Source organism: Rhodococcus sp. O3, from assembly GCF_048897285.1.
In the GTDB taxonomy this organism is placed as follows: Bacteria; Actinomycetota; Actinomycetes; order Mycobacteriales; family Mycobacteriaceae; genus Rhodococcus.
In genome coordinates this window covers 1-19375 of sequence record NZ_JBMBTE010000095.1, presented here as the reverse complement: position 1 = coordinate 19375, position 19375 = coordinate 1, and the positions used below count along the sequence as shown (strand labels likewise).

Below are 19375 nucleotides of genomic sequence, written 5' to 3'. Positions count from 1 at the left end.
GGCATTCCGGCGGGTGTGGGCTTTCGGGCCACGGCTCCTCTTACTGTCGCGTGCGATGTGAGCCGCGGACCGACGGGCCCGCGGGCTACCACAGCGTACGCGAGCAACGTCACGCGGTGACGGGCGTGGCCTCCACCACGTGCTTCAGCCGGGTGAGCGTGGCGTTCATTCCGACGATCATTTCGTCGTCGAACGATTCGGTTCCGCCCATCGCCAGGTTGATCAGGGTCCGCGAGATCTTGGTCGTGCCGGTGGGCGCTTCGCGGCGCTGCACGACGCGGGTGCCGGTTTCGGAGGGTTCCAGGACGAACGACCAGATCGTGCGGTTCTCGTTGACGCGGAAGCGGAGTTCACGGCCGGGCTCGAAGGCGAGGATCTTGGACGTGGTGGGCCAGACGAGCGCGCCCCTGCGGTTGATGTTGATCGTGCTGGTGCCGATACCGACCGGACCGCCGAGCACCTTCATCCCGCGGCACTGCGGGCTGAACTCCTTCATCCGCGGGAGGTCGGCGAGAACCGCCCACACCTGCTGCGGACTCGCGGCGATGTCGATCGTGGCTTCGAGGGTTCTGGACACGTCACTCCCGGTATGTAAGTGGTACTTAGGGTTACGGGCAGTTTCCGACCGTATCGTACGCAGGCCTGCACCGGAAGGGTAGCGGTCGATTTGCCTGGTTCCACGTCTCCCGTTCTCCGGGAAAATCGGCATGTCAGGTACATGCAGTCCGTATGCTGAGCGCGTCACCGAGTGGGACGATCGGAGGGGTGGGGCGCGGGGGCGCCCGGAGAGGTCGGAATCCTGCAGCGGTGGCCCGAATCCGTTGCAGCGCATTCAATCACGTATTTCGTCAGTATCGAGCGGTCTCCCAGCGCGGGTGGTCCGCGGACCGGTGCTGTCTGCAATCTCAGGAGGACCACGTGTCTTTGCGTCGTTCGTCGCTCGTACTCGCCATCGTCGGAGTGCTACTCATCGCAGCCGCAGCGCTGATCCGATTCGTCCTCGTCCCGTCGATGACGAAGATGCCCACCGAGATCGACAGCCGGTCGACCTACACGGGGAGCCTGCAGTCGTTCGACCCCAGCAAGTTCGCCCTCGGGGACGGCGTCGCGTTCACGGTCGCGCGGCACGTGGACGTCGACCACGTCGACGGCGACGTCGCGGTCATCACGAGCGTGTCCGAAACCCAGCGGCCCACCGGAGATTCCACGTCGTCCCACACCTACGCGCTCAGCCGGGTCGACTACACGCAGCAGTCGGCGCCCGAGGGTTTCGAGGTGGAGGACCAGAAGGGCGGAATGGTCTTCTCGCTGCCGATGAACCCCTCGCCGGACGGTAACACGCTGTACGACACCGTTACTCGCGAAGCCATTACGCTCGAGCACGTCGGGGACTCGGTCCTCGAGGGTCGTGACGTCTTCGAGTTGCGGGGCAATCTCACGGCGCCGATCGCCGACCCCGCGGTCCTGGCTCCAGCGCAGGCCGGCATCGCCGCGATGGCAGGAGTGGGTGACGGTTCGGTCCTTCCCAAGCAGACCCTCCAGGTCCTCGCGGGTGTCCTGCCGCCCGAGAAGGCGCAGCCGATCACCGCGGCGCTGGCGGCCCAGCCCGACCTCGTGCCCGTCGTGCTGACCGTCGACACCACGATCGACATGAACATCGACACCCGCTTCGGAAGCCCGCTGCGCTCCGTCCAGGATCAGACCACCGTGCTCAACATGAAGAACGGAGACGAGCTGATCCCGCTGCTCGACCTGTCCCGCGCAGTCGTGAGCACCGACGACGCATCGGTCGCGAACACGGCCTCCAAGCTGTCGTCGTCGGAGACGATGCTCGACATCGTCTCGAAGTGGCTGCCGCTGCTGCTCACCGTGATCGGTGTCGTGTTGATCGCCGTGGCGTTCCTGCGCCGCCGTCCGGAGCCTGCGACTCCGTCGGCGGGCGAGGTCGACGACGCGAGCGGCGACGTGCTGGAGGCCACGACTTCGTGAGCCTCCGTCGACCGGGAGGTTGTGCGCGATTTCTCCGAAAATTTCGCGCACAACCTCCCGCTCGATGTCTCAGACGGGAGCGCCTGCACGACGCAAGGCCTCCCGGACCCGCTCGACGAGGACCCCGGATCGCCGGTAGAGCAGGTCCGCGCCCACCCGGATGACCGTCCAACCCAGTTCCGGAAGCAGGGCATAGCGTTCGATGTCGCTCGTGCGCTGGGCAGGATCGGTCCAGTGGTGGCTGCCGTCGTACTCGACGAGCACCCGCCAGTGCGTCCAGCCCAGGTCCGCCCGCGCGACGAAGCGGTCACCGTCGAACACCTCGATCTGTGTCTCCGGGGCGGGCAATCCCGCACGGATCAACAGCAGCCGCGTGTGCGTCTCGGGAGGCGAGGCGGCGCCCCCGTCGACGAGGGTGAGTATCCGACCCAGGTCGCCGACGCCTCGGTCACCCCGATGGGTTGCTGCGACGTCCTGGATGGCGCGGACCGTCAATCCGGTTGCGTTGCAGAGTGCGTCGAGCATCTCGATGCACGCGGTCGTGGGACGGTGACGCCGTGCCAGGTCGTAGCCCGTCTGCGCCGGTGATGTCACGATCATTCCGTCGACCACACACGTCTCCACGTCCCGTGCAGTACGCACCACGATGCCGGGCACCGACCGCACATGGCCGTCCCTGATCAGTTCCGCGGGCGCGTGTGGGTCGATCCACCGTGAGCCGTGCACCGCGGCCGCCGACAGTCCGGCCGGGATCCCGGTGCGGTCGGACCACATCCACGCGGCCTCCGCTCGCAGACGCGCCGTCGGCGCGATCCCCGGGCGGATGTACACGTCGCGATGCAGGCGAACGAAGTGCCGGTCGAGGCCGTACCGGGTGACGATCCCCGCGTCGAGGGCTTCCGAACCCCGGAAGGGCTCGTCCAAGTCGATCATGGTGCCCAGCGTGCGCGGCCGCGGACGTTCGCGAAACCCGCTGGGCGGCAAATGTGTACAACTTCGACGTTATCCACAGGCCTCCGGCGGACGAGAGGGAGGATATGCGCGAGATTCCCGAAGATCTCGCGCACAACCTCCCGCTCATCAGGTGCCGGAAACCGGGGGCTCGATCAGGACCTCCCGGCCGCGCAGCGGCTGGGAGCAGACGCTGCACTGCAAGACCGGATGGAAGTCCTTCCGGCACACCACGTGCCGGAAGAGGATCGCGGGACCCTCGGGTGCCCGGTACCACTGCTGACCCCAGTCGATCATCAGCGCGATGACAGGGAAGAACGCCTCACCCTTGGCGGTGAGGCCGTAGGTCACCCAATCCGGCCGCGTCGGGTTCGGTGACGTCTCCACAACCCCGAGGTCCTCGAGCCTGTGGAGTCGGTCGGCGACCATCGCCGGCGGCGCGCCGGTGCGTTCCGCCAGTTCGCCGAACCGGCGCGCGCCCAGGAACAACGCCCCGATCATCGCGGCCGACCACCGGTTTCCCAGCAGCTCCATGGTGTGCGGCAGCACCTGGGACGGTTGCCGCGCCGACGTGGACCGGCGACGGCCGATCGACGCCGGCACGCTGCGCGACCAGTCGGCACTCGGCCCGAGATCAGCCGACACGTCGTGCCGGTCGCAGGGTTCACCGCACGCGCGACAGGCCAGAACCGGTGTGAACGTCGCGCCGCAGGCAGCGTGCCGCATGGACGGCAGCACGTCGGCGGACTCGGGCGACCACGTCTGCTCCCATGCCCACATGCTCAGCAGCACCGGCCAGACGGCGAGTCCGCGCGGAGTGAGCGGGTACTCGAATCGGACGGGATGGTCCGAATAGCGCACCTTGTCGAGCAGGCCGAGCTCGGTCAGCCGGGTGAGCCGTTTCGACAGAACGGAGTTCGAGATGGAACCTTGTGCCATCCAGTCGCCGTAGCGCCGGCACCCCGCGACCGCGTGACGCAGGATCCACAGATTCCATTCGTCGCCGAGCACACCGAGGGTGACGGCGATCGCGTTGTCGCCGCCCTCGGCAAGCTCGGTGAACATTCGTTCGGCCACGTCAGCTGACTCTAGTGGTGCCGCTCCTGTGCTCGATCCGGTCCCGGTGCTGCGGCCGCCGTGCCGTAGCCGTTGCCGACGAATCGCGTGGTGGCTGCGGCGAACTCGGATTCGAGCCGGTCGACGATGGCCGCGACCGGCTCGACCGACTTGATGGTCTGCAGCCCCTGGCCGGCCGCCCACACATCCTTCCAGCGGGCGGGACCGTCGGATGCCGCATCGTAGGACCGCTCGGCACCGAAAACCAGGTTGTCGGGATCGAATCCGTTGGCGACCAGGCTCGGGCGCAGCCACGACGCGGGAGTGCCGGTGATGCCGGCGCTCACGATCAGATCGTCGGGACCGTGGTCGACGACCATTTGCTTGTATTCGGGTGCGGCCATGCTCTCGCCGGCGGCCAGGAAACGGGTGCCCATGTAGACGAGGTCGGCGCCCGCGGCGACTGCCCCGGCGATACCGGCCCCGTCGGTGATGGCCCCGCCGACGGTCACGATCCCGTCGAAGAACTCACGGACCGCGGAGATGAACGCGAAGGGGGACAGGTGACCGGTGTGGCCGCCCGCGCCGGCGGACACGCACGCGAGCCCGTCGACACCTGTCTCTGCGGCCTTGCGGGCGAGCGCGATGTTCACGACGTCTGCGATGACAGTTCCCCCGTACGACTTGACGACGTCGATCACCGGGGCTGGGGAGCCGAGGGCCGTGATCACGATGTCGGGCCGGTGTTCGGCGACGAGCCGCAGGTCGTCGGCGAGCCGTGTGTTGGTCCGGTGGGTGACGAGGTTCAGTGCCCACGGCGCCGGCGCGGTGCGGGACGATGCGAGGCGGTCGCGGATGGTGCCCATCCACTCGTCGAGGTCTGCGGTGGTGCGGCAGTTCGGGCTGGGGAAGGATCCCACGATGCCCGCCTCACAGGCGGCGACCACCAGGTCGGGGCCGGAGACGAGGAACATCGGTGCCGCCACGACCGGCAGGCGCAGATTCTCGAAGCGTGTCACCGGGCGGGATGCTGTTGTCATGGTCATCTTTCTGCTCAGTCCCGTCCGACGACGAAACTGACTGTGGTGGTGGTGCTTCCGCCGAAGTTGAGCATTCCGGCACGGGCAGCGCCGGGCACCTGGTAGTCGCCCGCCGTCCCGGTGACCTGCTTGTGGCAGTCCAGGAGCATACGCACACCGGTTGCGCCGACGGGATGTCCGCCGCCGAGCAGGCCGCCGCTCGGATTCATCGGAATGCGCCCGCCGATCTCGAGATCTCCGGATTCGATTGCGCGCCAGCTCTCGCCGGGTTCCGTGATACCGAAATGGTCGATCGCCATGTATTCGCTGGCGCTGAAGCAGTCGTGGGTCTCTATGAGGTCGAGGTCGTCGACCCCGCTGATGCCGGCGCGCGTGAAGGCATCCCCGATCGCGGCGGACACATGGGGGAACATCAGCGGCTCGTCGGCGCTGCGGGCGAGCTTCTCCTCGAGCAGCAGGCCGACGGTGCGGTGGCCCCAGCCGAGGATGCGCGAAAGGTCTTTCTGTTCGGCGGTTTCCGCGTGGGCGCGGCGGTACCGGTCCGATATCAGGACGACCGCGGCGCCACCGTCGGTGAGGGGACCGCAGTCGACCTTGTGCAACCGGCCCTCGACGACCGGGTTGGCGTCGGCGTCGTCGGTGAAGGACGCCGGACCGAACTTCCACCCGCGGGTCTGCGCGTTCGGATTGGAACGGGCGTTGCGGGTGTTCAGCTCGGCGATGCTCCACAGGTGCCGGGGATCCAGGCCGTACCGCTTGTCGTACTCGTCGGCGATGCGGCTGAACATGTAGGGCCACATGAACTTGGCATCCTGACCCTCGTGCCCGATCCAGGCAGCGCCGGACATGTTCTTCGCACCGAGGTCGCCGGGCACGTTCTTCTCGAGTTCGACGCCGACGACCAGGGCGCAGTCGTATCGCCCGGATTCGAGGTCGGCCATCGCCGCGAGGATCGCGAGGGATCCGGACGCGCAGGCGCCCTCGTGGCGGGTGGCCGGCACACCCCACAGATCGGGGAGGGTCGAGGCCGGCATCGCACCGAGGTGGCCCTGACCCGTGTACACCTGCGCGAATGCGTTCCCGACGTGGACGACGTCGATGTCGGCGATCGGGATGCTCGCGGCGTCGAGTGCACCGCGGGCGACTTCGGCGGTCAGTGCGTCGAGGTCGAGACCCTCCTTGGTGAGGTTTCGGGAGAAGTCGGACTGGTATCCGCCGGCGATCCACACCGGTTCAGGGCTCATGGGTCTCTGCTTTCGGGCTGTGTGAACTGCGATCGTTACTACAACTATAAGAGTTTGCGGGAAATGGGAAGTCCTCTTCCCTCGGGACGTGGATGTCGAGGGTGTCTTGACAACGGCACGTGTCGTTAGTCACTCTCTTAGTTGTAGAACGAAGGCGCGCCCCGACCCCCACGTCGGGATGCCGCGCCAGCCGATGCGAAAGGTGAACGCCATCATGGATATCGAGATCGTCGGACGACTGCTGTCGACCCTTCCCGAGGACGACGATCACCCCTACCGCACCGGCCCGTGGCGGCCGCAGACCACCGAATGGAAGGCCGACGATCTCGAGGTCGTCGAGGGGCAGGTCCCCACGGACCTGGACGGTGTGTACCTGCGCAACACCGAGAACCCGCTCCATCCGGCCGTGCAGAGATACCACCCGTTCGACGGTGACGGCATGATCCACGTCGTCGGTTTCCGGGACGGGAAGGCGTTCTACCGCAATCGTTTCGTCCGCACGGACGGCCTTCTCGCCGAGAACGAAGCCGGCCGTGCCCTGTGGGCGGGTGCCTCGGAAATGCCCGAGTGGGCCGAACGTGAGGACGGCTGGGGCGCGCGGCGGCGGATGAAGGACGCGTCGAGCACCGACGTCGTCGTCCATCGCGGGCGTGCTCTGACGAGCTTCTGGCAGTGCGGTGACCTGTACCGCCTCGATCCGTACTCGGCCCGTACGCTGGGCAAAGAGGACTGGAACGGGAGTTTCCCCTTCCACTGGGGCGTATCGGCGCATCCGAAGGTCGACGAAACGACCGGTGAAATGCTGTTCTTCAACTACAGCAAGGAGGCGCCGTACATGAAGTACGGCGTCGTCGACGAGAACAACGACCTCGTCCACTACGTCGACATCCCGCTCCCCGGTCCGCGCCTGCCGCACGACATGGCCTTCACCGAGAACTACGCGATCCTCAACGATCTGCCGTTGTTCTGGGATCCGCGGCTGCTCGAGCGCGGCGTCCACGCACCGAAGTTCCATCGCGACATGCCGGCCCGGTTCGCGGTCATCCCGCGTCGCGGGCAGCCGTCGGACATCAAGTGGTTCGAAGCCGACCCGACCTACGTCCTGCACTTCGCCAACGCCTACGAGGACGGCGACGAGATCGTGCTCGACGGCTTCTACCAAGGTGCCCCCGAACCTTCGCCCGAAGGGCTTACGGACCAGCAGCGGGCATTCCGGTTCCTCGCACTGGACTACCTGCAGACCCGGCTGCACCGCTGGCGTTTCAACCTCGTCACCGGAGCGGTGAAGGAAGAACCCCTCACCGACACGATCACCGAGTTCGGCATGATCAACGGTGCGCTCGGCGGACGCGAGCATCGCTACGTCTACGCGGCGACGGGTGAGCCGGGACGGTTCCTGTTCAACGGCCTGGTCAAGCACGACGTGCGCACCGGCGCCGAGGAGAGCTGGTCGTTCGGCGACGCCGTGTACGGCAGCGAGACGTCGATGGCTCCGCGTGTGGGCAGCACGTCGGAGGACGACGGATACCTCGTGACGCTCACCACCGATATGAACGACGACGCCTCCTACTGCCTGGTGTTCGACGCGGCGGCGGTCGGAGACGGACCGGTCTGCAAACTGCGCCTGCCCGAACGTATTTCGAGCGGAACACATTCCACGTGGGCGGCGGGCGAAGAACTCCGGCGCTGGCGCGCCGCCGACGACCCGGCACAGGCGATCGGCCTGTGAGCATCGTGAATCCGTTCTCCCCATAACCCAGTTCGCACAGTCGAGAAGGAAAGGTGGCACATGGCCCAGCCACGCCGAGGCCTGCATCCGAAAGAGCGCGTCGACGACTACGTCCGGCGCGGATGGTGGACGGATCGAACGCTTGACCAAGCGTTCCGCGAGCAGGTGAGCGCGCGCGGTGACGCCACCGCGATCGTCGACCCGGCCAACCGGGCCGACCTCGTCGGATCGCAGCCCCGGCGCCTCACGTGGAACGAACTCGAATCCGAGGTCGTCCACCTCGCGGCGCTGCTGCTCGACCACGGAATCGGTCGCGGTGATGTCGTCGGCGTGCAACTGCCCAATTCCGTCGAACTCGTCGAGGTGTACCTCGCAGCGTGGTCGATCGGTGCCGTCGTGTCGCCGCTGGCGATGCAGTATCGCGAACACGAGATCGTTACGATGTCGAACAAGGGCGGCTTCGCGACCCTGCTGACCGTGGAGAAGTTCGGTGACCGGCCGACCGCCGCGGAAGTCGTTGCGGTGCGGCACACGATTCCGTCCCTGCGGTCGGTCCTGACGATCGGTGCGGCCGAGGAGAATTCGGGAACCGCCGACGCGCACATCGTCCCGGGTCCGGCCTCGGACACCGACAGGGGACGGGTCGAGGCGCTGCGTACCGCGGACCCGAACGATCCCAACGACTGCGTCACGATCTGCTGGACGTCCGGCACCGAGGGCGAACCGAAGGGGGTACAGCGGACCCACTACGACTGGCTCGCCTTCTCGATCGCGACGATCGACGCACCCCGCGTCGTGGCCGACGACGTGCTGCTCAACCCGTTCCCCATGATCAACATGGCGGGCATCAACGGCATGCTGCTGCCGTGGCTCGTCATGGGGGCGACGCTCGTGCAACACCATCCCTTCGACGCGCCCACCTTCTTCCGGCAGATCGCGGTCGAGCGCGTGACCTACACGATCGCGCCGCCGGCGCTGATGTGGATGCTCTTGAACAACGAGGACCTGCTCGCGAAGATCGACCTGTCCAGCCTGACCCGGATCGGTTCGGGTTCGGCGCCGCTGCAACCGGCGATGGTGCGCGGGTGGCAGGAACGGTTCGGGCTCAGCGTCATCAACTTCTTCGGCTCCAACGAGGGTGTATCGCTGCTGTCGAGTCCCGAGGACTTCCCCGACCCCGACATCCGAGCGCAGTTCTTCCCCCGCTACGGAGCCGACGGCATCCGGTGGTCGTCGAGGTTCGCCGAACGCGTCGGCGTCAAGCTCGTCGACCTCACGACCGGTGAGGAGATCACCGAACCGGGTCGGCCCGGCGAACTCCGGATCGCGGGCCCCGCCGTCTTCCCCGGATACATCGGGGGAGCGGACCTCCCCAGTCCGTTCGACGACGACGGATACCTGAAGACCGGCGACATCTTCGAGATCGCCGGCGACCGGAACCAGTACCTGCGCTACGTCGACCGCAGCAAGGACCTGATCATCCGTGGCGGCATGAACATCGCACCGGTCGAACTCGAAGGCATCATCGCCGAACACCCGGCGGTGGCGGAGGTCGCCGTCGTCGGTGATCCCGACACCGTGCTCGGCGAGAAGGTGGCCGCGGTCGTCGTGTGCCGTGCCGGTGCATCGCTGACCCTCGACGAACTGGTGGCGTTCCTGAAGGAACGGAAGATCGCCTCGTTCAAGCTTCCCGAGCGCCTCGAGGTCCGAGAGGTGCTTCCCCGCAACGCCGTCGGAAAGCTCCTCAAGCGTGAACTTCGGCGGACACCCACGTCCGTCGACTGAGTCCCGCACCATCCCTCTGTTCCCGAAGTGGAGATCCCTTGTCCCAGTTCAACTCGGACGTCTTCGTCTACGACGCGGTCCGGACACCCAAGGGTCGCGTCCGGCGCGGCGGCGGAACCCTGGCCGACGTGCCCGCATACGAACTTCTCGCGACGCTGCTGCGCGCCCTGCAGGCGAGGGGACTCGACGCCGAGCGGGTCGACGACATCGTCATCGGCACCAGCACGGCTGCCGGTGACCAGGGCGGCGACGTCGCCCGTGCCGCCGCCCTGTGGGCGCAGTGGCCCGACACGGTTCCGGGTGGGGTGGTGTCGCGGCTGTGCTGCTCCGGTCTCGATGCGATCGGCACCGCCGCAGCCAAGGTGGCGTCCGGCATGCACGACGTCGTCGTCGCGGGCGGGGTCGAGTCCATGTCGCGGGTGCCGATGTTGGCCGACAAACCCGCGTTCGCCTACGAGGGTCCGCTGCAGGACGTCACCGGCTACGTGACCATCGGCGTCGCGGCGGACCTGACCGCGGCCGACGCGGGCTTCACCCGCGAGGATCTCGACCGCTACGCCGTGACGTCGCATCAGCGTTCCGCCGCGGCGACATTCGCGTCGATCGTCCCGGTCACGTCCGGCGACACCGTTGTGCTGGGCCGCGACGAAGGAGCGCGCGCCGACGCAAACCTCGACGGATTCGCCTCCCTCGGAACGCTGTTCGGGGAAGATCCGTCCTGGGAACGCGTCGCGCGGCAGCTACCCGATTCGCTCCGGCCCGCAGGCGGCCTGCACACGCTGGGAACCGCGCCGCAACTGGCCGACGGGGCGTCGGCCCTCGTCCTCGGATCCGGGCGCTCCCGGGCCGCCACGGGCACGGCCCCGATCGGGCGGATCGTCGCGGTGACCCAGACGGCGGTGCGCTCGCCACGACTGACCGCGGGCGTGACCGCGGCCCGCGCCGCATTGGATCGGGCAGGGATCACGGCCGCGCACCTGGATGTCGTCGAGGCCAACGAATCGTTCGCGGTGTCGCCGCTGCTCGTCGCCCGGGAACTCGGCGTCGACCCCGCGCGCATCAATCCGAACGGCGGCGCCGTCGCGACGGGACATCCGCTGGGTGCGAGCGGCGGGATGCTGCTCGCGAACGCCCTGGACGAGCTGGACCGGACCGACGGGGAGTTCGCCCTGCTCGTGATTCCGGGTGGTCTCGGGCTCGGGGCGGCGGTCGTCGTGCAGCGGGTGTGAGGGGGCCGGGCCGGATCAGCGGGTGAGCCGGAGGAACGCGCCGAGCTCGGCCAGCCCCTCCGGCGTGCTCGGCAGATACCGGGTCAGGGCGGGGGAGTGCACGACGACCGCGTGCCATTTCCCGCGTGAGAGCGCGACGTTGAGCCGATTGCGGGACAACAGGAACGACATGCCGCGCGGGACGTCCTCGTGCGCCGATGCGGTCATCGACACGAACACCACGGCCGCCTGACGTCCCTGGAACCGGTCGACCGTTCCCACGTCGACCCGGTCCAGACCTGCCGCGGCCAGCCGCTCACGGATCGCGATCACCTGCGCGTTGTACGGCGCGACCACCAGGACATCGCCCTGGTCGAGCGGGCGGGTGCCGTCGAACGAGTTCGGGTCGCGCCAGGGTGTGCCCAGCAGGCCCAGGATGCGCCGGGTGATCTCGTCCGCTTCCTCCGGCGATTCGGTCGAGTTGCCGTGATGCTCGACCAGGACGGTGCTCACGCCGGGCGGTACCCCGTCGAGCGACCGTGCGGCCGTGACGTTCTCCTGGGAGAGCAGGCGACCCTCGTACGACAGGTCCGACACCCGAGCACACAGCGCCGGGTGCATACGCCATGTGCGGGACAGGAAGTAGCCGCGGTCGGCGGGTAGTGCGCCATGCCCCTCGGCGAGCCATCCGAGTGCCGAGGTGTCCGCCGGCTCCGGATGGGTGCCCTGGCTGACCTGGGGGAGTTGTTGAGGGTCGCCCAGCAGCAACAACTTTCGCGCGGCCTGTGCGACCGCGACCGTGTTCGCCAGGCAGAACTGCCCGGCCTCGTCGATCACGAGCAGGTCGAGACCGCCGGGCTCGAAGCACGACAGGTTCGTGAAATCCCATGCCGTTCCGCCGACGACGCAGCCGTCGACGGCGTGGTCGAGGAACCCGGCCAGGGCCTTGGCGTCGGGGAACGCGGTCCAGGCGGGATCGGTCTTCCTCGGTTTGGCCTTCGCGACGGCATCACCCGGGACGCCGGCGTCGATGATCCCGTCGAGCATGTTCTCGATCACCGAATGTGATTGTGCGACAACGCCGATCCGCCATCCGTGCCGGAGCACGAGGGTGGCGACGACGCGTGCGCCCGTGTAGGTCTTTCCGGTGCCGGGCGGACCCTGCACCGCGACATACGAATCGTCGAGGTCGAGGAGTGCGGCGGTGATCGCGGCGGCGTGGTCGCCGTCGACCACCGGGGGCAGGCCGGCATTCGACCGGGTGCGGGGCGGGATCCGGCGCAGCACGTCGACCGCCGCCGTGACCGGCGGTTGCGGCAGCGCTCCGCACATCTGGTCGGCGGCCGCGACGATCGCTGCTTCGATGCTCGTCGTCCGGATCGGCGGCCCGGGGGTGATCGCCATCGGCAGCTGCGTGTACTCGTCGCAATCCGTGGACAGCGTCTCCTCCACGACCAGCACGTCGTGGAAACGGTCGTCCGTCGTGCGGGTGACGACCGTGCCGGTGCTCCAGCCGCGGGTTCCGGGGCCCCCATCGAGCAGTCCGTCCGGTACCGGAATGTCGTAGAGCAGGTACACCGTGGTTCCCGGTCCGACGGTGCTGCCGGTTCCGAATTCGCCGACGAACCTGATGTTGCGGCGCAGTTTCCGTTGCCGCGGTGTGGCCTTGTGCCAGTCGTCGAGGAGCGTCACCGACGCCGCGACCAGCGTGTCGCGGGTGTCCGACCATTCGTCGGCGGGATCGGACAGCCGGTCGAAATGTGCCCACCAGAACGGTTTCCGCTCGCGGCGGTGGTATCCGAGCGACGCGGCCATCAGCGCCGCTGCCTGCTGTTCGGCGGTGCGGTCCGCATGCGTTGCGGAACCGGCGAACTCGCGCAGGGCCGTTTCGAGGGGATCGGGTTCCGTCTCCTCGACTTCGGTCACCGCGACGGGGTCGGTGGTCGCGACACCGTGTTCGTCGGCGCGCGCGAGCAGCCAGTCCCGCAACAGCATCGTCGAGACGCAGTCGTCCTTGTTGTACGCGGCGATGCCCGCCAGCACTTCCGCAGCGGCGGTGTCGTCGCCGGCGTCCCGATGGTCGCAGTAGTCGGCGTACGCGACGACGGAGGTGGCCGCGTCGGTGACGTCGCCGTCGCGCTTCGTCGTGTACAGCGGTTCGAGTTTCTTGATGCTGTACGACGGCGCACCGATCCGCAGCGACGCCCGCACCACCGGGTAGAGGTCGACGAGAACACCCGCGCGCAGCAGGTCGTCGACGATCTCCTCGCCGACCCCGTGCCTCCCGGCGAGCCGCAGCAGTGCCGACTTCTCGTAGGCCGCGTAGTGGTAGACGTGCATGTTCGGGTACTGCCGCCGCCGGTCCGTCAGGTAGTCGAGGAACGCGGTGAACGCGCGTCGTTCCTCGGCTCGATCATGGGCCCAGAACGGCCGGAACACCGGTTCCTGCGCGGTCCCTTCGACGACGCCGAACAGGTACTCGAGCCCCCAGTCCGAGCTGTCGTCCCTGCACCACAGCGGATCCCCTTCGAAATCGAAGAAGATGTCCCCGGCATCCGGTTTCGGCAGTGCGCCGAGACTGTTCGGGGCGAACACCTCCACATACGCCGAGCCCGTTCGCTCCTGCTCCAGCTGGGCGAGGGCCTGCGCGCGCAGCGACGCATAGGTGCGTGCGGCGATACCCGGGACCGCGTCCTCGCGGGCGGCGAGTTCGTCGACGGTGGTGATGCCTCCGGCGATGAGCCGGGCCCGCTGCGTCGCCCGCATCCCGGCGACGAGCAGCAGATCCCGGCTCGACGTCACCTCGGGCTCGCACGCCGCGCAGCGCCCGCACGCGATGTGCCCGGTACCGCCCCAGGCCACCGGTGCACCCGCGCGGTGGTGGTCGTCGAGGAGTTCCTGCAGGTGGGCGCGGTGCAGCGCGAACACCGGAACGATGTCCGCGACCGGATGCGCCGAGTCGGTCCCGTCGCCCAGCAGCAGATGCGCGTGGGACGACACCGGGACACCCGCGGCGGCGAGCGCATCCGCGTACGCCGCCACCTGCAGCAGCGCCGGGATCTTCGTGTGCCGCGACAGTTTCGTGTCGTAGACCGCGTAGGTGTCGCCGTCACGGACGAGGAAGTCGCAGAAGCCGACGAACCGGCCGTCGAAGAAGGTGCCCTGGTAGACGACGTCCATCCCGGCGCGGAGGGCGTCGAGTGTCGCGGCGGCCGCTGCCGCGTAGCCGTCGGTGGTGTGTTCCGGGCGCGACATGATCGCGACCCCGGCACCGAAACGCTCCTGGAAGTCCCACAGCGCGCGTTGCTCGTGCGCATCGCCGAGCGCGAAGGCCCGCTCGAGCATCGGGTCGGGGACCGTGTCGGACTGCGTACCCCGGCCCAGCGCCGCATCGAGCGCCCGGAGCAGGGAGAACTCGCAGGTTGCGGCGTGGGCGAGGTCGCCTGCGCTGTACACCAGCGTGTCGTCGAGCAGGAACATCAGCGAGTTCCGGGGTGCCGGGTTCCGGGGTGCTGAGTTCCGGGGTGCTGAGTTCCGGGGTGCTGAGTTCCGGGGTACAGCGGTCGCATGAGTCGACTATCTCAGACGCATCGCCTTTCCGTAGCCACCGCTCCGCCCTCGACGCCGAGCGCAGTGCGACTGAGCAGAACCAGGGCCCACGGTCCGATCACCCACACCGGCCACGGGTAGATCAGTGCGCCGACCGCGAGCGAGACGATGGCCCAGATCGCGAGGTTCAGAACACCGACGGCGAGCCACGCCGACCATTCGATGCGCTGGTGCAGCGGAAGCCTGTGCACGTAGTCCCGCAGCGGGCGCCGGGGCGGGGCCGGGGGCGCCGGGGCGGGAAGGTCGGCGAGAACCTGCCGCGCCTGGTCCTCGGTGACGGCCCGGTAGACCTGCGCGACGCGTTCGTCGAACTCGGTCAGGGTCAGGCGGCCCGCGCCGACATGGGTGCCCAGGATCTCGACGAACCGTTCGCGGTCGGCGTCGGAGATGCGGAGGCCGGAGATGTGGGTTTCGGGGGCGAGTGCGTCCATCGGGATCCCTCCCAGGATCTTCCATTGTGGAATGTCGCGTAAACCAGCATGCGATATGCCACAGTGGAATGTCAACCCCTCGGCAGAAGGAACCCGCGATGACAGCCCGACCCCTCAATGCGACCGCGGCGTCGCTGCTCGGATTCCTGCACGAGGGCCCGAAGACCGGATGGGACCTGGTCGCGACCGCGCAGGACCGCATCGGCAAGTTCTGGTCCCTGACGACCAGCCAGGTGTACCGGGAACTCGCGGCGATGGAGACCGCGGGCTTGATCGTGGCGGGAGAGAAGGGCCCGCGCGACCGCAAGCCCTACTCCCTCACGGACGCCGGCCGTCGCGCCTTCGCGGACTGGATCGTCCGGGAACCCGGCCCCGAGAACATCCGGTACCCACTGCTGCTGACCGTCGCCTTCGGCGGCCATCTGCCGCCCGAGCGCCTCGCGGAGATGCTCGCCACCCACCGCGTTGCCCACGAACAACGCCTCGCCGAATACGAAGAACTCGCCGCGCTCGACGGAGTCGACCCCTACTTCGGGGCGACCCTCGACTTCGGCGTGCTCTACGAACGCGCGGTGCTCGACTGGTTCGACCGCGTCGGGGACCGCCTGACCGGCCCGAACCCGAAAGGCGACACCCCGAGCGAGGACGGCGTCCACAATGACCTCGAAGCCCACAACGACCTCGAACGCGAATCCGGGAGGTAGCAGTGGCCGGTGAGGTCGTCGTCGGAATCGGACCCGTCACCCCGGACGAGGTGGTGCAGGTCGCGCGCGGTGACGCGTCGGTCCGATTGTCCGACGAGGCGCTCACCGCGATCGCCGACGGCCGCGCCCTCGTGGATGCGCTGGCCCGCGGCTCCCGGCCGGTGTACGGCATCTCCACCGGCTTCGGTGCCCTCGCCGTCCGGCACATCCCCACCGAGGACCGGGCTCGGCTGCAGCGCAGCGTCGTGCGCTCACATGCCGCGGGCACGGGCCCCGAGATCGAGCGGGAGGTGGTTCGGGCGATGATGCTGCTGCGCCTGTCCACCCTCGCGACGGGACGCACCGGCGTCCGGGTCGACACCGCCGTCGCGTACGCGGCCATGCTCGATGCGGGCATCACCCCGATCGTTCCGGAGCACGGCAGTCTCGGCTGTTCCGGCGACCTGGCGCCTCTCGCGCACGTCGCGCTGGCGCTGACCGGGGAAGGCACGGTTCGCGACCGCGCCGGTGTCGTTCTGCCGGCGGTGGAGGCGCTCGCCGAGGCGGGGTGCGTGCCGGTCGTTCTCGCCGAGAAGGAAGGTCTAGCGCTGATCAACGGCACCGACGGAATGCTCGGCATGCTCGTGCTCGCGTGCCGCGATCTCGCCGATCTGCTGCGGCTCGCCGACATCGCTGCGGCCATGAGCGTCGAAGCGCTGCTCGGGACCGACCGGGTCTTCGCCGCCGACCTGATCGCGCTGCGTCCGCACCCCGGTCAGGCGACTGCGGCGGCGAACATGACCCGGCTGCTCGCCGGCTCCGGGATCGTCGCCAGCCACCGCACCGACGACTGCCCGATCGTTCAGGACGCGTACTCGCTGCGCTGCGCACCGCAGGTCGCCGGCGCGGCCCGCGACACCCTCTCCCACGCCGAACAGGTCGCGAACCGCGAATTGTGCTCGGCCATAGACAATCCGGTCGTCACCGCCGACGGCCGGATCGAATCGAACGGCAACTTCCACGGCGCCCCGCTCGGCTACGTCCTCGATTTCCTCGCGATCGCCGTCGCCGATGTCGCGAGCATGAGCGAACGTCGCACGGACCGGTTGCTCGACGTCGCGCGCAACCACGGCCTGCCGCCGTTCCTCGCCGACGACCCCGGGGTCGACAGCGGCCACATGATCGCGCAGTACACGCAGGCCGGAATCGTCACGGAGCTGAAAAGGCTTGCGGCACCGTCGAGCGTCGACTCGATTCCGTCGTCGGCGATGCAGGAGGACCACGTGTCGATGGGGTGGTCCGCCGCCCGCAAACTGCGCCGCGCCCTGGACGGACTGACGCGGGTGCTGTCGATCGAATTGCTCACCGCTGCACGAGCACTGGACCTTCGTTCCCCGTTGACCCCGGCTCCGGGCACCGCCGCGGTCCGGGATGCGTTGCGTCGCCGCGTGCCCGGACCCGGCACGGACCGGCACCTCGCACCGGAGATCGACGAGGCGGTGGCCATGGCCGCGTCGGGTGAACTCGTCGCCGCGGCCGAGGCGGTCGTCGGCTCGTTGCCGTGACGGTCGACGCCCTCACGATCCTCCAGCGACGCTCATCGCAGGGGATCGAAATGACGTAGAAGCGGCTCCGGAATACCGGTCGTCATCAGCTCCGCGAGCAACCGGCCGGTCAGCGGACCGAGCGCGACCCCCCACATGCCGTGCCCGCCCGCGACGAACACCCGCGGCGACAGGGTTTCGCCGATCAGCGGCAGGCCGTCCGCCGTGCACGGACGCGACCCCACCCACTCCTCTTTCGTTGCGGACCAATCGATTCCGCTGAGCAACGGGCGGGTGGCATCGATGATCGCCTGCACCCGCCGCGGATCGAACGGGGCGTCGGGGCTGCGGAACTCCATCATCCCGGCGATCCGCAGCCGGTCGTGCAGCGGTGTGCACGCGACCCGCTGGGTCGGAAAATAGATCGGATTCTTGGGCAGTTCCGCCGGGCGGACGCTGAAGCTGTAGCCGCGACCGGCCTGCACGATCGTCCGCACCCCGAAGGGTCGCGCCAGATCGCCGAGCCGCGCGCCGGTCGCGAGCACCACCGCGTCCGCCGAGTATGCCTGCCCGTCCGGGCCGGTGACCTCCACGGACTCCGCGCGCGCACGTACCGACCCGGCGTCGAACCCTTCGACGATCTCACCGCCGCGGTCGCGCACGGAGTCGGCCAGGCCCGCGAGGAAACGGGGTGGATCGATGAACCGCTGCCCCCGGATCAGCACCCCCACCCGCACAGCCTCGCCGAGCAGCGGCTCGAGCGACCGCACGGTGTCACGATCGAGAAGTTCGTAGTCGACCTCGCCGCCGGCGGCCCGCACGTGCTCGAATTCGTCGAGCAGGCCCTGCCGGTCCGACTCGGACACGAACGCGGCCAGGAACGGATCGGCGGTGCGGGTCTGCTCGGTGAGCCCGCCGCGGATCAGGTCGTCGTAGGCGTCCAGCGCGACCCGGTCGGCCTGCGCGAACACCGCCATCGAGGCACGCCAGCGACCGGGCGTGCAGTTGCGGGCGAAACCGGCGAGGAACCGTAGCAACCGCAGGTCGGTGGTCGGCGGCACGTACACCGGCGACGACGGAGTCAGCGCCGACCGCAGTCCGTAGCGCAGCACCGACGGCTCGGGCAGCGGCAGCGTCAACGCCGGAGCCAACCATCCCGCGTTGCCCCACGAGGCATCCGCGGCGACACCCTTGCGGTCGAGCACCGTCACCGCGACCTCGCGCTCCTGCAGGAACCAGGCGGTGGACAGTCCGACGACACCGGCACCGACGACGATCACCCGACGAACGGTCATGACGCACTCCCGTATCCGAAATGCCCCATCCGTTTCCATCATGCACGCGTGTGCGCGACCGGGGCGGTGAACATCGGCCCGGATCCCGGGTCGCGGTTCTAGGGAGCGCCTGGGGGTCTTCCGGTCACGATCCGGTGCACGAGCCGCGCCGCGGTGCGCGCCGTCCGGTTGTCGATGTCGAAGGCCGGGTTGAGTTCGGCGACCTCGGCGACGGCGAGCCGGCCGCTGCGCGCCACCAGATCGCACACGTGCTGGACCACCTCGAGCGGAACCCCGTACGCGGCGGGGGCGCTGACACCCGGCGCGATCGCGGCGGGGAGGACGTCCAGGTCGACGGTCAGGTGGACCAGGTCCACCGTCGCCAGGAACTCGCCGACGAACGTCTCGACATCGGGCAGATGCGCGATGCGGCACTCGTCGTCGAGCAGGTATCGCACCCCGAGTTCGGAGGCGGCCGTGAACAGCGCGGACGTGTTGCTCGACTGCGCGATCCCCACCACCGCATACCGCAGATCCCGACCCCGCGACTTCTCCGCGCGCGCCATCTGCAGGAACGGGGTGCCCGAACTCGGTGTCGCGTCGGACCGCAGGTCGAAGTGTGCGTCGAGGTTCAGCACGCCGCAGCGCGCGCCGTCCCGCACGGCCGCGCTGCCCGCGATGCCCAGGTAGGTGCCGTATGCGACCTCGTGCCCGCCCCCGAGGATCGTGACGGGGTGTCCGTGGTCGAGCAGCGCGGTCACCGCGGCGCCGAGGCGGCGCTGTGCTCCCTCGAGGTCGCCGCCGGAGACGACCACGTCGCCCGCGTCGTACA

16 protein-coding genes are annotated in these 19375 nt (G+C 68.8%); 7 read left to right on the top strand and 9 right to left on the bottom strand.

Annotated features, from left to right (window positions below; genetic code table 11):
- Positions 1–109 precede the first annotated feature (109 nt).
- Positions 110–577, bottom strand: a complete 468-nt coding sequence (locus tag ACN675_RS21550) for an SRPBCC family protein (RefSeq protein WP_420752783.1) — start codon at positions 575–577, stop codon at positions 110–112.
- Between the two features lie 341 nt (positions 578–918).
- Between ACN675_RS21550 and ACN675_RS21545 the strand changes: the two genes are divergently transcribed.
- Entirely contained in the window at positions 919–1989 is a 1071-nt protein-coding gene (locus ACN675_RS21545; RefSeq protein ID WP_420752782.1) for a porin PorA family protein, read from the top strand.
- 69 nt (positions 1990–2058) lie between these two features.
- On the opposite strand, the gene ACN675_RS21540 is transcribed toward ACN675_RS21545, so the two are convergent.
- The 4 genes from ACN675_RS21540 to ACN675_RS21525 form a co-directional block, all read right to left on the bottom strand.
- On the bottom strand, positions 2059–2922 hold the full coding sequence (locus ACN675_RS21540; protein WP_420752781.1) for an endonuclease domain-containing protein: 864 nt from the start codon (positions 2920–2922) through the stop codon (positions 2059–2061).
- A 147-nt stretch (positions 2923–3069) separates the two neighbouring features.
- Positions 3070–4005 (bottom strand): winged helix-turn-helix transcriptional regulator, encoded by a 936-nt coding sequence (locus ACN675_RS21535; RefSeq protein WP_420752784.1) that lies wholly within the window; start codon positions 4003–4005, stop codon positions 3070–3072.
- A 23-nt stretch (positions 4006–4028) separates the two neighbouring features.
- Positions 4029–5036 carry an NAD(P)H-dependent flavin oxidoreductase gene (locus tag ACN675_RS21530; protein WP_420752780.1) on the bottom strand — a complete coding sequence of 336 codons (1008 nt, stop codon included), beginning with the start codon at positions 5034–5036 and terminating at the stop codon, positions 4029–4031.
- Between the two features lie 14 nt (positions 5037–5050).
- The gene (locus ACN675_RS21525; protein ID WP_420752779.1) at positions 5051–6280 is read right to left on the bottom strand and encodes an acetyl-CoA acetyltransferase; all 1230 of its coding nucleotides are present in this window, start codon (positions 6278–6280) and stop codon (positions 5051–5053) included.
- A 214-nt stretch (positions 6281–6494) separates the two neighbouring features.
- Between ACN675_RS21525 and ACN675_RS21520 the strand changes: the two genes are divergently transcribed.
- Genes ACN675_RS21520 through ACN675_RS21510 form a run of 3 tightly spaced genes read left to right on the top strand, consistent with a single transcriptional unit; the run spans position 6495 to position 11023 of the window.
- On the top strand, positions 6495–8009 hold the full coding sequence (locus ACN675_RS21520; protein ID WP_420752778.1) for a carotenoid oxygenase family protein: 1515 nt from the start codon (positions 6495–6497) through the stop codon (positions 8007–8009).
- Between the two features lie 60 nt (positions 8010–8069).
- A complete protein-coding gene (locus ACN675_RS21515; protein ID WP_420752777.1) occupies positions 8070–9794 on the top strand; it encodes a class I adenylate-forming enzyme family protein in 1725 nt (574 codons plus the stop codon).
- A 38-nt stretch (positions 9795–9832) separates the two neighbouring features.
- Positions 9833–11023 (top strand): thiolase family protein, encoded by a 1191-nt coding sequence (locus tag ACN675_RS21510; RefSeq protein WP_420752776.1) that lies wholly within the window; start codon positions 9833–9835, stop codon positions 11021–11023.
- A 15-nt stretch (positions 11024–11038) separates the two neighbouring features.
- Here ACN675_RS21510 and ACN675_RS21505 read toward each other — a convergent pair whose 3' ends face one another.
- A complete protein-coding gene (locus ACN675_RS21505; RefSeq protein ID WP_420752775.1) occupies positions 11039–14482 on the bottom strand; it encodes a TM0106 family RecB-like putative nuclease in 3444 nt (1147 codons plus the stop codon).
- Between ACN675_RS21505 and ACN675_RS21500 the strand changes: the two genes are divergently transcribed.
- Positions 14463–14573: a pentapeptide repeat-containing protein gene (locus tag ACN675_RS21500; protein ID WP_420752774.1), complete on the top strand. Its 111-nt coding sequence runs from the start codon at positions 14463–14465 to the stop codon at positions 14571–14573. The genes ACN675_RS21505 and ACN675_RS21500 overlap by 20 nt on opposite strands.
- A gap of 10 nt (positions 14574–14583) precedes the next feature.
- Here the strand turns inward: ACN675_RS21500 and ACN675_RS21495 are convergent, their stop codons facing one another.
- On the bottom strand, positions 14584–15042 hold the full coding sequence (locus ACN675_RS21495; protein WP_420752773.1) for a DUF1707 SHOCT-like domain-containing protein: 459 nt from the start codon (positions 15040–15042) through the stop codon (positions 14584–14586).
- A gap of 98 nt (positions 15043–15140) precedes the next feature.
- Here ACN675_RS21495 and ACN675_RS21490 point away from each other — a divergent pair, with 98 nt between their 5' ends.
- Both ACN675_RS21490 and hutH read left to right on the top strand, forming a co-directional pair.
- Positions 15141–15746, top strand: a complete 606-nt coding sequence (locus ACN675_RS21490) for a PadR family transcriptional regulator (protein WP_420752772.1) — start codon at positions 15141–15143, stop codon at positions 15744–15746.
- A 2-nt stretch (positions 15747–15748) separates the two neighbouring features.
- A complete protein-coding gene (gene hutH / locus ACN675_RS21485; RefSeq protein WP_420752771.1) occupies positions 15749–17290 on the top strand; it encodes a histidine ammonia-lyase in 1542 nt (513 codons plus the stop codon).
- Between the two features lie 32 nt (positions 17291–17322).
- Here hutH and ACN675_RS21480 read toward each other — a convergent pair whose 3' ends face one another.
- Both ACN675_RS21480 and hutG read right to left on the bottom strand, forming a co-directional pair.
- Positions 17323–18564: an NAD(P)/FAD-dependent oxidoreductase gene (locus tag ACN675_RS21480; protein ID WP_420752770.1), complete on the bottom strand. Its 1242-nt coding sequence runs from the start codon at positions 18562–18564 to the stop codon at positions 17323–17325.
- 98 nt (positions 18565–18662) lie between these two features.
- The coding region (gene hutG, locus ACN675_RS21475) for a formimidoylglutamase (RefSeq protein ID WP_420752769.1) at positions 18663–19375 on the bottom strand (713 nt) is incomplete at its 5' end.